This is a genomic window from Microbacterium suaedae, assembly GCF_003254645.1.
GTDB lineage: Bacteria > Actinomycetota > Actinomycetes > Actinomycetales > Microbacteriaceae > Microbacterium > Microbacterium suaedae.
Genome location: NZ_PNFD01000001.1, coordinates 1096053 through 1109730 on the forward strand (window position 1 = coordinate 1096053; position 13678 = coordinate 1109730).

Annotated in this window: 10 protein-coding genes; 4 read left to right on the forward strand and 6 right to left on the reverse strand. The window is 68.9% G+C overall.

The genetic code is table 11. The features are described 5' to 3' along the window. Positions 1 to 187: 187 nt before the first annotated feature. Complete coding sequence (gene pgm, locus C0012_RS04925; RefSeq protein ID WP_110589491.1) at positions 188 to 1831, forward strand: phosphoglucomutase (alpha-D-glucose-1,6-bisphosphate-dependent); 1644 nt, start codon at positions 188 to 190, stop codon at positions 1829 to 1831. A 94-nt stretch (positions 1832 to 1925) separates the two neighbouring features. Here the strand turns inward: pgm and C0012_RS04930 are convergent, their stop codons facing one another. The 4 genes from C0012_RS04930 to C0012_RS04945 all read right to left on the reverse strand — a co-directional run bounded on the left by C0012_RS04930 (position 1926) and on the right by C0012_RS04945 (position 7020). After that, positions 1926 to 3080: an AI-2E family transporter gene (locus tag C0012_RS04930; RefSeq protein ID WP_110589490.1), complete on the reverse strand. Its 1155-nt coding sequence runs from the start codon at positions 3078 to 3080 to the stop codon at positions 1926 to 1928. Between the two features lie 116 nt (positions 3081 to 3196). Beyond that, a complete protein-coding gene (locus C0012_RS04935) occupies positions 3197 to 4081 on the reverse strand; it encodes a sugar ABC transporter permease (protein WP_110589489.1) in 885 nt (294 codons plus the stop codon). Next, positions 4081 to 5694 carry an ABC transporter permease subunit gene (locus C0012_RS04940; protein ID WP_110589488.1) on the reverse strand — a complete coding sequence of 538 codons (1614 nt, stop codon included), beginning with the start codon at positions 5692 to 5694 and terminating at the stop codon, positions 4081 to 4083. Before C0012_RS04940 ends, C0012_RS04935 begins: the two co-directional genes overlap by 1 nt. A gap of 90 nt (positions 5695 to 5784) precedes the next feature. Next, positions 5785 to 7020, reverse strand: coding sequence for a sugar ABC transporter substrate-binding protein (locus C0012_RS04945; protein WP_110589487.1), 1236 nt, complete (start codon positions 7018 to 7020; stop codon positions 5785 to 5787). 184 nt (positions 7021 to 7204) lie between these two features. Between C0012_RS04945 and C0012_RS04950 the strand changes: the two genes are divergently transcribed. After that, positions 7205 to 8839 (forward strand): glycoside hydrolase family 13 protein, encoded by a 1635-nt coding sequence (locus C0012_RS04950; protein WP_232527778.1) that lies wholly within the window; start codon positions 7205 to 7207, stop codon positions 8837 to 8839. 133 nt (positions 8840 to 8972) lie between these two features. Further along, positions 8973 to 9986 carry a LacI family DNA-binding transcriptional regulator gene (locus C0012_RS04955; RefSeq protein ID WP_110589485.1) on the forward strand — a complete coding sequence of 338 codons (1014 nt, stop codon included), beginning with the start codon at positions 8973 to 8975 and terminating at the stop codon, positions 9984 to 9986. A gap of 79 nt (positions 9987 to 10065) precedes the next feature. Here C0012_RS04955 and C0012_RS04960 read toward each other — a convergent pair whose 3' ends face one another. Together C0012_RS04960 and C0012_RS04965 are read right to left on the reverse strand one after the other, a co-directional pair. Then, the gene (locus C0012_RS04960; protein ID WP_232527779.1) at positions 10066 to 11082 is read right to left on the reverse strand and encodes a LacI family DNA-binding transcriptional regulator; all 1017 of its coding nucleotides are present in this window, start codon (positions 11080 to 11082) and stop codon (positions 10066 to 10068) included. After that, entirely contained in the window at positions 11082 to 11753 is a 672-nt protein-coding gene (locus C0012_RS04965) for a rhamnogalacturonan acetylesterase (RefSeq protein ID WP_110589484.1), read from the reverse strand. The genes C0012_RS04960 and C0012_RS04965 overlap by 1 nt, the downstream gene beginning before the upstream one ends. 121 nt (positions 11754 to 11874) lie before the next feature. Here C0012_RS04965 and C0012_RS04970 point away from each other — a divergent pair, with 121 nt between their 5' ends. After that, positions 11875 to 13644: an ABC transporter ATP-binding protein gene (locus C0012_RS04970; protein WP_110589745.1), complete on the forward strand. Its 1770-nt coding sequence runs from the start codon at positions 11875 to 11877 to the stop codon at positions 13642 to 13644. The last annotated feature ends 34 nt before the right edge of the window (positions 13645 to 13678 follow it).

The following is a 13678-nucleotide window of genomic DNA, read 5'->3' on the forward strand; positions in this document are numbered from 1 at the left end:
ACCCGCGCCGCTCCCCGACAACACGACGCAGTCGATCTGCTTGGTCCCGCACACTCCATCCCCGCCGTTCCCCGGGGCGGCTTTGCCGGGGCCGCCGAATTGACTGCGTTGTGATGTCGGCCACGCCCGGGCCAGAAATATCCCGACAGGTCACGACTCTGTCACGCGCCTTTGGCAGACTGTGCACATGAGCAGCCGAGCAGGCCTCCCGGCCGAGCCCCAGGACCTCGTCGATATCGATGCGCTGATCGCCGCGTATTACGACGAGCAGCCCGACCCTGCGGTGCCCGCGCAGCGCGTCGCGTTCGGCACGAGCGGACATCGCGGATCGAGCCTCACCACGAGCTTCAACGAGCACCACATCCTCGCGACGACGCAGGCGATCGTCGAGTACCGCGCGCAGCAGAACATCCGCGGCCCCCTCTACCTCGGCCGCGACACGCACGCTCTCTCGCTGCCCGCCGAGCGCACGGCGACCGAGGTGCTCATCGCGAACGGCGTCGATGTGCGCGTCGACGCGCACGACGCCTGGGTGCCGACGCCGGCCCTCAGCCACGCGATCCTCGTGCACAACCGCCGCAAGGCCGCCGACGACCCGTCGCGTGCCGACGGCATCGTCGCGACGCCGAGCCACAACCCGCCGGCCGACGGCGGCTTCAAGTACAACCCGCCGCACGGCGGGCCGGCCGACGCCGACGCGACCGGGTGGATCGCCGACCGGGCGAACGAGATCATCGCCGGTGGCCTCGTCGACGTGAAGCGTGTGCGCTACGCCGACCTCGATGCCGAGGCCGTCTCGACGCACGACTTCCGCGCGGCCTATGTGCGCGATCTCAGCGAAGTCATCGACATGGAGGCGATCAAGGCCGCCGGCGTGAAGATCGGCGCGGATCCGCTCGGCGGCGCATCCGTCGAGTACTGGCAGCTCATCGCCGAGACCTACGGCCTCGACCTCACGGTCGTGAACCCCGATGTGGATCCGACGTGGCGATTCATGACGCTCGACTGGGACGAGAAGATCCGCATGGATCCGTCGTCGCCGTCGGCGATGGCGTCGCTCGTCGCGCGCAAGGACGAGTTCGACATCCTCACGGGCAACGACGCCGACGCCGACCGCCACGGCATCGTCACCCCCGACGCCGGTCTGATGAACCCGAACCACTACCTCGCGGTCGCGATCGACTACCTCTTCTCGCACCGCCCGGGCTGGTCGCCGGACGCCGCGGTGGGCAAGACGCTCGTGTCGTCGATGATGATCGACCGCGTGACCGACGCGCTCGGTCGCCGCCTGCTCGAGGTGCCCGTCGGCTTCAAGTGGTTCGTGCCGGGCCTGCTCGACGGATCCGTCGCCTTCGGCGGCGAGGAGTCCGCCGGAGCCTCGTTCCTGCGCCGCGACGGCGGCGTGTGGACGACCGACAAGGACGGGATCCTCCTCTGCCTGCTGGCGGCCGAGATCCTCGCGGTGACGGGCAAGACGCCCTCGCAGCGCTACGCCGAGCTCGAAGCCGAGCACGGCGCGTCGAGCTACCAGCGCATCGATGCCCCCGCGAGCCCTGAGCAGAAGGCGAAGCTGAAGTCCCTCTCGCCCGACGACGTCGCGGCCGACGCGCTCGCGGGGGATCCCATCACCGCGAAGCTGTCGCACGCGCCGGGCAACGGCGCGGCGATCGGCGGGCTCAAGGTGCAGACGGCGTCTGCGTGGTTCGCCGCCCGCCCCTCGGGCACCGAGGACGTCTACAAGCTCTACGCCGAAAGCCTCCAGGGCGACGCCCACCTCGCGCAGGTGCAGGAGGAGGCCCGCGCCATCGTCGCGGGGGTGCTGGGAAGCTGACGCCGCACGGTCGCCTCCCGCCCTCCCTCAATGACAAGAACCGCTCGGCTTCATGCAGAAGCCGGGCGGTTCTCGTCATACGAAGGCGGATCCGTCAGGCGCGTTGCTTCTTGCGCGCCCAGCGCGCGGGAGTGTTCTCGCCGTCCCAGACCTGGATGATCCCCCACACGACCGCCGCGAGCGGCACGGCGAGGATCGCGCCGAGGATGCCCGCGAGCACGGTGCCGATCGTCAGGGCGATCAGCACGACGAGGCTGTGCAGCTTCAGGGCCCGCCCCATGAGGACAGGCTGCAAGAAGTTGCCCTCGAGCTGATTCACCCCGACGACGATCGCGACGATGATGATCGCCGCGAGCAGGCCGTTGTCCATGAAGCCGCCGTCGACGAGCCCGACGAGAGCCGCGAGGATCCCGGCGAGCGTCGCGCCGACGATGGGGATGTACGCGAGCAGGAACACGAGCAGTGTCAGGGGCAGCGCCAGCGGGATCTGCAGGATCATCAGGCCGATGCCGATGCCGATCGCGTCGACCGCCGCCACGGCCGAGGTGCCGCGCACATAGGCGCCGAGAGTGTCGACGCTCTTCGTTCCGACCCGCTGCATGCGCGCGTGCCATTCGCCCTGGAAGGGGCGCAGCAGGAAGTCCCAGATGATCGGGCCGTCCTTGAGGAAGAAGAACAGCACGACGACCATGAGCACGAGCCCCGTGACGAAGCTCGCGACCGCGCTGACGCCCGCGACCGCGCCGCTTCCCAGGCTCGATCCGAATTGAGCGCTCGTCGCGAAGTCCTGGAGCGCGACCCACCACTCGTCGATCTGCTCCTGATCGGGCGCGTAGGGCAGCGTATTGACCCACTCGATCACCTGCGTGACGCCCTGCTGAGCGCTGTCGTACAGGTCTTCCCACTGGGCCGCGACGGCGCGCACCATCGCCCAGACGACGCCCCCGATGACGCCGACGATCGCCAGCAGCAGGATCACGGTCGCCAGGACCGACGGCATGCGCGCCCGCAACCAGCGCATCACCGGCTCGAACGCGGCGGCGAACACGACCGCGAGGATCACCGGGATCACGACGACCGTGAGGTTGCGCAGGCCCCAGATCACACCCGCCGCGAGCACGACAACGGCGATGATCTGGATCGCGCGCGTGGCAAGGATGCCGAACCCGTCGCGCCAGGCACCGCGCGCGGGAGGCGCGGCGGGCGGGGTCGGAGCAGGCGGAGCGGAACGACGACGACCGAACACCATGGAGATCCCCCTTCTCGATGTCCTCCCTATCCTGCCCCCTGATCCTTCATTTCTGGCACATCCCCGCGGCGGAATTCGTGCAGGGACGTGCCAGAAATGAGGGGTTGGGGGGCGGGCTACTTCACCGCGCCCGCGGTCAGGCCACCCACGATGTACTTCTGCAGGAAGAGGAACAGGGCGACGACGGGGATCGCCGCCATCACCGCCCCGGCGCTGAACGCGCTCCAGTCGGCGTAGCGCGGATTCGACACGAGCTTCGTCAGCCCGACGGCGAGCGTCTGCACATCGGAGTCGATCAGCACGACCGATGCGACGACGAACTCGTTGACGGACGTGATGAAGCTCAGCAGCGCGACGACCGCGAGGATCGGCGTCACGAGCGGCAGCACGATCGTGAAGAACACGCGCACATGGCTCGCACCGTCGATGCGGGCGGCCTCATCGATCGACTGCGGGATCGTGTTGAAGAACCCGTACATGAGGTACGTGTTCACGCCGAGAGCTCCGCCAAGGTAGACGAGGATGAGCCCGATGCGGCTGTTGAGGCCGATGGCGGGGAACCACTCGCCGAGCGCGCTCAGCAGGAGGAAGATCGCGACGACCGCGAGCAGCTGCGGGAACATCTGCACGACGACGATCGAGATGAGCCCGGCGCGGCGACCGGCGAATCGCATGCGCGAGAAGGCATACGCGGCGAGCGCTCCGAGGAACACCGTGAGGATCGCGGTGAGGCCCGAGATCAGCAGGGTGTTGCCGAACCAGGCGAGGAACGGCGCCTGCGGGTCGTTCAGCATGCGCGCATAGCTGTCGAAGCCGATCGCGGAGAACAGCGCATTGGAGCCCGTGAGGGTGCCCTGCGGGTTGAGCGAGCTCGAGATGACGAACACGATCGGCAGCATCGCGACGACGAGCACGGCGATCCCGGCGACGTGGCGCCACCCGGTATCGGCGAACCAGCGGCCGAGGCCGCGACGGCGGCGCGTGGGAGTGGAGGTGGACATCAGTTCAGCTCCTCGAGCGACTTAGTGCGTCGGAACGCGATCACCGAGATAACCGCGACGATGACGAAGATGATGATCGTGTAGGCGCTCGCGAGCCCGTAGTCGCGGGTCTGCCCGGTGAAGGCGACCTTGTAGACCATCGAGATGAGGATGTCGGTGTGCCCGACCGGGATCGCCGCGGAGGAGTCACGCGGACCGCCGTCCGTGAGCATGTAGACGATGTTGAAGTTGTTGAAGTTGAACGCGAACGAAGAGATCAGCAGCGGCGCGATGCTCACGAGCAGCAGCGGCAGCTTGATGAGCCGGAACACCTCCCACGGCTTCGCGCCGTCGACGGTCGCGGCCTCCTGCAGCTCGTCGGGGATCGACTGAAGCGCCCCGGTGCACACGAGGAACATGTAGGGGAAGCCGAGCCAGATGTTGACGATCAGCACCGACAGCTTCGCCATCCACGGATCCGTCAGCCACGGGATCGACGCGCCGCCGAAGATCACCTGGTTCAGGAATCCGAAGCTCTGGTTCATCATGCCGGCCCAGACAAGCGCAGACAGGAACGAGGGGATCGCGTACGGCAGGATCAGCAGCGAGCGGTAGATGCGGCGTCCGCGCATACGCCGGTTGTTGAAGGTGATCGCGAGGAAGAGGCCGATCGCGAACGTCACGGCGACCGTGATGAGCGCGAAGGCGAAGGTCCACAGCGTGACGTAGACGAGCGGGCCCGCCAGGCGCTGATCCGTGACCGCTTTCGCGAAGTTGTCGAAGCCGACGGCGACCTTCCAGCCGGGGAGGAGTTCCTCCCCCGCGTCAGAGGTGAAGGCGCCCGTGCCGATGTCGCGATACACGACGCCCGTGGACGTGTCGGTGATGGAGCCCGCCGCCTCGTCGTATTCGATGCTCGAGACGTACCGGTACGCGGACTGACCGTCCGGCGTACGCAGAGCGCCGTCGTTCGGATCCGCCGAGAACGGCACCGCGAGCTCCGTCACCTCCCCCTGGCGCTCGAGCACGTCGGCGAACTGCAGGGTCTCCCAACCGGGTGCTTCGACGGCGGTGCCGCCGTCGAAGACGGCATCGGGAACGGTTTCGAGGGGATCCTCCGCGGTGCCAAGCAGCGCTTCTCCGCTCGCAGACGTGACAAGGAGGCCGAGCTCATCGCCGGATTCGACCACCGAGACCGGGTAGACCGGCGAGTCGGGAACGCGGGCGAGCGCCGACGCCGTCAGAGCCGAGACCGCCTGTTCCTTGGATCCGTTGTGCCCGGTTCCGTAGTTCGTGAACCCGACATAGCCCGTGTACAGGAGGACGAAGACCTGGAAGACGGCGAGGAAGAGGACGCCGGGCGTGAGGTACTTCGCCGGCAGCCGGCGCCGCGAGAAGTAGATCCAGTTCACGAGCGCCGCGACGGCGACGACGATCGCGACCATGCCCCACTCGGCGAAGGAGGCGAGGACGAGGACCGCGTAGACGGCGATCGCGTCGACGATGCCCAGCAGGACGAGCTTGACGACGAGCGACCGCAGGCTTCCCCCGGCTTCGTCGGCGATGCCCTGGGCGGTCTGCAGACGCCGGGCACGCCGCCCGTCCGTGGTGACCCGTTCGGTCTCGGTAATCATGTCTCTCCTCAGATCCGCGAAGGGTCGCCAGAAAGTGCCAGTCGCGGTGCTCGCACACCCGCACTTTCTGGCGACCCATCGGTTGGGGTGTCAGCCGATCGCGCCCTCGACGTCGCTCGTGAGCTTCTGCCAGCGCTCGACGGGATCCGCGCCATTGATGATCTCGGCTTCGGCAACGCCCCAGAACTCCCACACGGCTCCCATCTCGGGGATCGCGGGCATCGGGACCGCCTCGGCGCCGACCTCGGCGAATCCGGCGATGATCTCGTCGTTCGACGCGGTCTCGGCAGCCGCCGAGAGCGCCGGGAGCACGCTGCCTGCTTCGAAGAGCGACAGCTGCGCCTCCTCGGATCCGAGGAAGTTGACCAGGAAGTCGGTCGCGGCGATCTTGTTCTCGGACTCAGACGAGAGGAAGAAGCCCTTCACGCCAGCGAACGGCGAGGCGACCTCACCTGTCGGGCTCGGCACGGGGTCGATCGCGACGTCGATGCCGGCATCAAGCGCGCCCCCGACGTTCCACGGGCCCGTCAGCCAGAACGCGGCGGTGCCGTCGAGGAACGATTGCTTGGCGATGTCGCCGTCGATGTCGGTGTTGAGCGCGCCCGTGCCGTTCTTGCCCTGCTCGGCGAGCCACGCCGCGAAGTCCTCGCCCTCGCCGATCCGCAGATCGGTCGCGTCGTATCCGGCGTCGGTCGTGCCGAACACCGGAGCGCCGAAGGCGGTCTGGAACGGGTAGAGGTGGTACGGGTTGCCCTCGGCGCCCTGCTCGACGACGAACGGGTGGTCGAGGCCCGCGTCGGTCCCCTTCTGGATCATGTCGTCGAAGCTCGTCGCGGGCTCGGGAACGAGCTCGGCGTTGCGCAGGACGGCGATGTTCTCGACCGCATACGGGAGCATGTAGACATTGCCGTCGTACGTGGAGGCGTCGATCGCGACCTCGAGGTAGTCGCCGGCCGAGTCGCCGAGCTCCAGCGGCGCGACGACGCCGTTGGTCGACAGCTCGCCGAGCCAGTCGTGCGCCCCCATCGTGATGTCGGGGCCCTCGCCCGTCGGCACCTGCTGGATGAAGTCATCCTTGATGTCGGCGGTGTCCTTGCCGACGAGGTCGATCGCGACGCCGGTCTCGTCGGTGTACGCCTCGGCCGCGACCTGAACGGCATCCAGGCGCTCGGCGTCGACCCACACGGTGAGGCTCGTGCTGGCCTCGTCGTCTCCCGCGTTCTGGTCGTCGCTTCCCGCGTCATCGCTCCCCGCGCAGCCCGCGAGACCGAGGGTCGTCGCGAGGGCGAGGGCCGCGAACGCGCGGCCCGTCTTGTTCACCGTCATCGGTGTGCCCTTTCGTTGTGCCCGGCAGCTCCGCCGGACTGCAAGCGTTTCCAGTCCAAGCAACGAGATCCTGTCGCCAGAGTGGCGGACGAGTGGACCCGGTCGCGAAAATCAAGCATGCATGACCGATTCGCGGTTTGCAAGCGTTTCCAATTCTGTGATCCGCCCGTTACGCTTGACGGCTATGACCAGCGAATGGTGGCGCTCCGCCGTGATCTATCAGATCTATCCGCGCTCGTTCGGCGATGCCTCCGGGGACGGCGTCGGCGATCTGCCGGGCATCACCCGACGCCTCGCCTCGCTCAGCGAGCTCGGCGTTGACGTCGTGTGGCTTTCGCCGTTCATGACGTCCCCGCAGAAGGACGCCGGGTACGACGTCGCCGACTACTGCGACGTCGATCCGCTCTTCGGCACGCTCGACGACTTCGACACGATGCTCGCCCGGGCCCACGAGCTCGGGCTGCGCGTCATCGTCGACCTCGTTCCCAATCACTCGTCTGACCAGCACGTCTGGTTCCAGGAAGCCCTCGCGGCGGATCCCGGCAGCCGCGCGCGCAGCCGATACATGTTCCGCGACGGCAAGGGCGACGACGGATCCGAGCCGCCCAACAACTGGCAGTCGATCTTCGGCGGCCCCGCGTGGAAGCGCGTCACCGAGAGCGACGGCTCACCGGGTCAGTGGTACCTCCACCTCTTCGACGAATCGCAGCCCGACTTCGACTGGGCGAGCGAAGACGTCCAGGAGGAGTTCCGCAGGATCCTGCGTTTCTGGCTCGACCGCGGCGTCGACGGCTTCCGCGTCGACGTGGCGCACGGCCTCGTCAAGCACGACGAACTCCCCGACTACACGCCGCCGGAGGATGCCGACTCGATGGGAGGCATCGAGCCTGTCCCCTACTGGGGCCAGGAGGGCGTGCACGAGGTGTATCGCGACTGGAGGAAGCTGCTCGAGTCGTACGACGGCGAGCGCGTGCTGTGTGCCGAAGCATGGATGCCGACGGTCGACGAGATCGCCCTCTGGGTGCGACCCGACGAGATGCACCAGGCATTCAACTTCGAGTACGTCATGAGCGAGTGGGATCCGGCCGTTCTCCGCCGCGTCATCACCGAGTCGCTCCGCGCCTTCCACGGGGTGGGAGCGCCCGCGACGTGGGTGCTGTCAAACCACGATGTGATCCGGCACGCGACGCGACTGTCCCTCGCATCCGACTTCCCGCAGGGCCACGGCATCGGCCCGAACTCACCGGGCCGCCCCGATCAGGCCGCCGGCCTGCGCCGCGCCCGCGCCGCGACGGCCGTCATGCTCGCGCTGCCGGGATCCGCCTACCTGTACCAGGGCGAAGAACTGGGGCTTCCCGAGGTCATCGACCTCCCCGACGAGGCCCGCCAGGATCCGACCTGGTTCCGCCTCGAGGGCGAGCGCTACGGCCGCGACGGCTGTCGCGTACCGATTCCCTGGGAGTCGGACCAGCCCGCGTACGGCTTCAGCGAGACGGGCGAGTCGTGGTTGCCGCAGCCAGACGACTGGGCGGCGTTCGCACGCGATCAGCAGATCGGCCGCGACGGTTCGACGCTCGAGTTCTACCGACGGCTCCTCCGCCTGCGCCGCGAGCTTGGCGTCGCGACAAGTGACCTCGAGTGGATCGAGGGCCTGCCGGAGCACACGCTCGCGTTCCGCGCAGGCGACGTCGCGGTCATCGCCAACTTCGGACAGGATCCGGTCGCACTTCCGGAGGACGCCGAGGTGCTCATCGCGAGCGGCGCGCTCGACGACGGCCGCATCCCGTACGACACGACCGCGTGGGTGCGCGGGGTCTGATCCGAACCACGTTCATGCACAACGACGCCAATTCTGCGCGCACACCGTCGACACGCCGGTCAGACATCACCCGCGGCACAGAATTGGCGTCGTCGTGCATCCCTCGACGATGTGAGTAGGAGATGATGCGTCTGTGAACATCGCCGAGGTCGCCCGCGCCGCGGGCGTGTCGAACGCGACCGTCTCGCGCGCCCTGTCGGGACGCGGATCCGTCTCGCCCGCCACGCGTGAGCGCGTCATCGAAGCCGCGAGCGAACTCGGTTACGTCGTCTCCCAGGCCGCATCGACGCTCGCGAGCGGACGCAACCGCAACGTCGGCCTCGTGCTGCCGTTCCTCGACAAGTGGTTCTTCACGCAGGTGCTCGCAGGCGCGCAGGAGCGCCTCATGCGGGCCGGCTACGACGTGACGCTCTACAACCTCGAGGGCGACGGCTTCGAGCGGCGTGAGGTGTTCTCGAACTTCCTCCTGCGCCGCCGGGTCGACGCCGTGATCGCCGTGTCGCTCGAGCTGTCCGAATCCGAGGTGACGCGTCTGCACGCCCTCGGCAAACCACTCGTCGGCGTCGGAGGCCCGATCGAGGGCGTGCGCACCCTCGCGATCGACGATGTGCGCGCGGCACGGCTCGCGACCGAGCATCTGCTGGGGCTCGGCCACACCCGCATCGCGCACATCGGCGGCGACACCGCGTACGACCTCGACTTCCACCTGCCGACGAAGAGGCGCCAGGGCTACGAGGAGGCGCTGTCGGCAGCGGGCATCCCCGCGGATCCGTCTCTCGTCGTCGGCGCCGACTTCACCGTGCCAGGCGGGTACCGCGCCGCGAAGCAGCTGCTCGGAGCACCCGCCGGCACGCGTCCGAGCGCAATATTCGCGGCCTCGGACGAGATGGCGTTCGGCGCGATCCTCGCCGCGCGCGACCTCGGGCTCGTCGTTCCCCAGGACGTCTCGGTCGCGGGCGTCGACGATCACGACATGGCCGAGTTCTTCGGGCTCACGACCATCGCCCACTTCCCGCGTCGTCAGGGCGCGCTCGCGGTCGACGTGCTCATGGCCGAACTCGAGCCGGGCGCGGTGGCGCCCGCCGACACGTCGATGCCGTTCGAGCTCGTCGTGCGGTCGTCGACGGCGCGCCCGCGGCCGGAATAGGCGGCTCATTTCCACAAGTCTTCGTCGAGTCCGCAGCCAATTGCAGCGGACTCGACGAAGACTTGTGGATTTGCGGGCCTCAGCCGACCGTCGACGCGCGTACCGTGAGCCTCGGCGCGAAGACGACCGTCTGGCGCGGAGCGCGAGGGGAGCGGATCCGCGCGAGCAGCAGCTCGACCGCGCGCCGCCCCATCTCGGCGGCCGGCTGCCTCACCGAGGTGAGGGGGACGGCCGCGACCTCCGCGAGCTGCGTATCGTCGTAGCCGACGACCGCGATGTCGTCCGGTACACGCACGCCGCCATCGACGAGCGCCCGGACGAGGCCCATCGCGAGGTGGTCGTTCGAGCAGATGATGGCGTCGGGGCGATCGGCCGGATCCGCTGCGGCGATGCGCGCGCCGAACTCGAGGCCCGAGGCCGGATCCGTACGCGCGAGTCGCTCGCCGGGCATGTCGAGCCCGGCAGCGGCGAGGGCCTCCCGCGCCCCGGCGCGGCGATCGCGCACCTGCGCGAGCTCGTCACGCTCGCCGAGGAACAGCACGCGGCGACGCCCCGTCGCGAGGAGGTGCTCCGCGGCGAGCCGTCCGCCCGCGACGTTGTCGAACGATGCCGAGGCGAGCTCACCCGCGTCGTCAATCGCGTCGACGAGGACGACGGGGATCCCCCGCCCGCGCAGCCGGCTCACCGGCGTGTGGGTGTCACTGAAGGGGGCGACGAGCGCGCCCTCGACCTGCACGCTCTCGAACAGTCCGAGATGATCGCGCTCCTGCGCCGCGTCGTCGTCGCTGTTCGCCGCGAGCACGCGCATGCCGGCATCCGAGGCGGCGTCCTCGGCGCCGGCGATAAGCGCACCGAAGAACGGGTTGGCGATGTTGATGACGGTCATGCCGATGAGCCCGCTGCGGCCCTGCCGCAGCTGCCGCGCCGCGGGCATGGGCGCGTATCCGAGGGTGTCGACCGAGGCGCGGACGCGCTGCCGCAGCGTCTCACTGACCTGCTCGGGCCGGTTGAGCGCATTCGAGACCGACGCGATCGAAACGCCCGCGTGCTCGGCGACATCGCGGATCCCGACGCGCTTCAGGGCCGGGCCACCCATCAGTGCACCAGTTCGCTTCCGCGCGCCGGCGCGTCCCCGTCGAGCCGAGCGATCCCGCGCAGCTGGCGCCCGACGTACGCCGCGATCCGCCGGGCGCCGCGTTCGTGGAAATGGGTGTCGTCGGTGAGACCCTCGGGCCAGTGCGGATGGGTGCCGGGTGCGAAGTGGCTGAGCAGCAGGGCGGATCCTTCGGGCCCCTCATCCTCATAGAGCCACGTCGTGAAGGCGGTGAGATCGATGAGGGGCGCGGCCAGCTCCTCCGCAAGATCGCGCACGGCGTTCGGATAGTCCCCGTGTGTCGGCGTCACGCGGTCGCCGTCGAACCAGCGACGCTCGCACGACGTGCACAGGACGGCCGTTGCCCCGCGCTCTCGCACCTCTCCGACCATGCGTGCGAGACGGTCGGTGTATCCGCCGCGCGCGTCGAGCAGGGCGGGATCCTTCTGGTCGTTGTGCCCGAACTGGATCACGACGGTGTCGCCGGCCTCGACCTCGCCGATCAGCTCGTCCCACGACGCGGCGAGGAACGACTCGGTCGTCGCGCCGCCGAAGGCGAGATTGCGCACGGGCGCGTCGACATGGGGAGCGAGATGCGACCCCCACCCCGACATGGGGTGCTCCTCGGGCGGGCACGCCGCGACAGTCGAGTCTCCGGCCAGGTGGTACGTCATCGTCTCCCTCTCATCGTCGAGTCGCCGCGCCGCAAGTCCACAAGTCTTCGTCGAGTCCGCAGCGAATTGCTGCGGACTCGACGAAGACTTGTGGATCCGTCAACACGGCATGATGGACATCATGCCTCAGCAAGCGCTTTCCCGCACGCGACTCGTCGTCGACGGGCAGAGGCCGGTTCGCACGATCCTCCGACTGCTCGCGCGTCGCCCCGGACGGATGGCGATCGCGCTGCTCGCCTTCGCGCTCAAAGAGATCCCCATGTGGGCGATGCCGGTGGTCACCGCGGCCATCGTCGACATCGTGGCCCTCGACGGCGAACTCGCCGCGATCTGGTGGTGGTTCGCACTGGCGGCGGCCCTGCTGCTGCAGAACTACCCCAACCACCTGCTCTACACGCGCATGTTCATGCGCGTCGTGCGCGACACCGGAGCCGATCTGCGCGGCGCCCTCGCCGAGCGCCTGCAGAGCCTGTCGATCGGATTCCACACGCGCACGAGCGCCTCGATCGTGCAGACGAAGGTCGTCCGCGATGTCGAGAACATCGAGCTCATGCTGCAGCAGGTGGCCCACCCGCTGCTCTCGGCGACGATGGTGCTCCTCGGCGCGATCGTGATGACGGCGGTCAAGGTGCCGGAGTTCCTCCCCGTCTACCTCCTCGCCGTGCCGCTCGCGATCGGCATCCGCTGGTTCTCGGCGCGTCGATCCCGCATCCACAACGAACGCTTCCGGCGCGAGGTCGAGGGATTCGCCGCCCGCGTCGGAGAGATGGCGTCGCTCATCCCGATCACGCGCGCGCACGGCCTCGAGCAGACCGCCGTCACGCGGGTCGAGTCGAGCGCCGAGGAGGTGCGACGCGTCGGACTCGTGCTCGACATGCTCAACGGGCGCATCGCCTCGATGTCGTGGGTCGCGATGCAGATGCTCGGCGTTCTCTGCCTCGTCCTGGCGGGCACCTTCGCCCTCACGGGGATCCTGCCGATCACGCCCGGCGAGGTCGTCATGCTCTCTGCGTACTTCACGCTGCTGACGCAGGGACTCACCCAGATCCTCATGCTCATCCCCGTCGCGACGCGCGGCCTCGAATCGGTGCGCTCGATCGCCGAGGTGCTCGAAGAACCCGATCTCGAGGAGAACGACGGACGCGAGCCGGTCGACGCCGTCACGGGCGCGATCGCGCTCGAACGCGTCTCGCACGTCTACCCCAACGCCGACGCACCCGCCATCGACGACGTCTCGCTCGACATCGCCCCCGGCGAGACGATCGCATTCGTCGGATCCAGCGGATCCGGCAAGTCGACGATGCTCAACCTCGTGCTCGGGTTCATCCGCCCGACGGCGGGGCGGATCCTCATCGACGGGCGCGACGCCCACGAGCTCGACCTGCGTTCCGTGCGCCGGCACGTCTCGGTCGTACCGCAGGAGTCGGTCCTGTTCGAAGGATCCATCCGCGACAACGTCGCCTACGGCCTCGAAGACGTGACCGACGAGCGGATCCGCCAGGCGCTCGTCGACGCGAACGCATGGGAATTCGTCTCCCAGCAGCCCGGAGGCTGGGACGCGGTTGTCGGCGAGCGCGGCGCGCGCCTGTCGGGCGGCCAGCGGCAGCGGCTCGCGATCGCGCGCGCCCTCGTGCGGGATCCGCGGATCCTGCTTCTCGACGAGGCGACGAGCGCCCTGGATCCGTCGTCCGAGGCCCTCGTGAAGGAGGCGCTCGAACGCCTGATGCGCGGGCGGACGACGCTCGTCGTCGCGCACCGCCTGTCGACGATCCGCGGCGCCGATCGCATCGTCGTCCTCGAGAATGGCCACATCGTCGAGCAGGGCCCGCACGACGAGCTGCTCGCACGCGACGGGCGCTACGCCGAGCTCCACCGCACACAGGCGGGGTGACGCGGCACCGCGCGGAAGTGGGGCGACGAGTCGG

What these genes read in the sequence shown, in the direction of transcription:
- C0012_RS04935 (WP_110589489.1), bottom strand. Translation starts at nt 4,081, where the DNA reads ATGTCCACCTCCACTCCCACGCGCCGCCGTCGCGGCCTCGGCCGCTGG.
- C0012_RS04970 (WP_110589745.1), top strand. Translation starts at nt 11,875, where the DNA reads ATGCCTCAGCAAGCGCTTTCCCGCACGCGACTCGTCGTCGACGGGCAG.
- C0012_RS04960 (WP_232527779.1), bottom strand. Translation starts at nt 11,082, where the DNA reads ATGGGTGGCCCGGCCCTGAAGCGCGTCGGGATCCGCGATGTCGCCGAG.
- C0012_RS04930 (WP_110589490.1), bottom strand. Translation starts at nt 3,080, where the DNA reads ATGGTGTTCGGTCGTCGTCGTTCCGCTCCGCCTGCTCCGACCCCGCCC.
- pgm (WP_110589491.1), top strand. Translation starts at nt 188, where the DNA reads ATGAGCAGCCGAGCAGGCCTCCCGGCCGAGCCCCAGGACCTCGTCGAT.
- C0012_RS04965 (WP_110589484.1), bottom strand. Translation starts at nt 11,753, where the DNA reads ATGACGTACCACCTGGCCGGAGACTCGACTGTCGCGGCGTGCCCGCCC.
- C0012_RS04940 (WP_110589488.1), bottom strand. Translation starts at nt 5,694, where the DNA reads ATGATTACCGAGACCGAACGGGTCACCACGGACGGGCGGCGTGCCCGG.
- C0012_RS04950 (WP_232527778.1), top strand. Translation starts at nt 7,205, where the DNA reads ATGACCAGCGAATGGTGGCGCTCCGCCGTGATCTATCAGATCTATCCG.
- C0012_RS04945 (WP_110589487.1), bottom strand. Translation starts at nt 7,020, where the DNA reads ATGACGGTGAACAAGACGGGCCGCGCGTTCGCGGCCCTCGCCCTCGCG.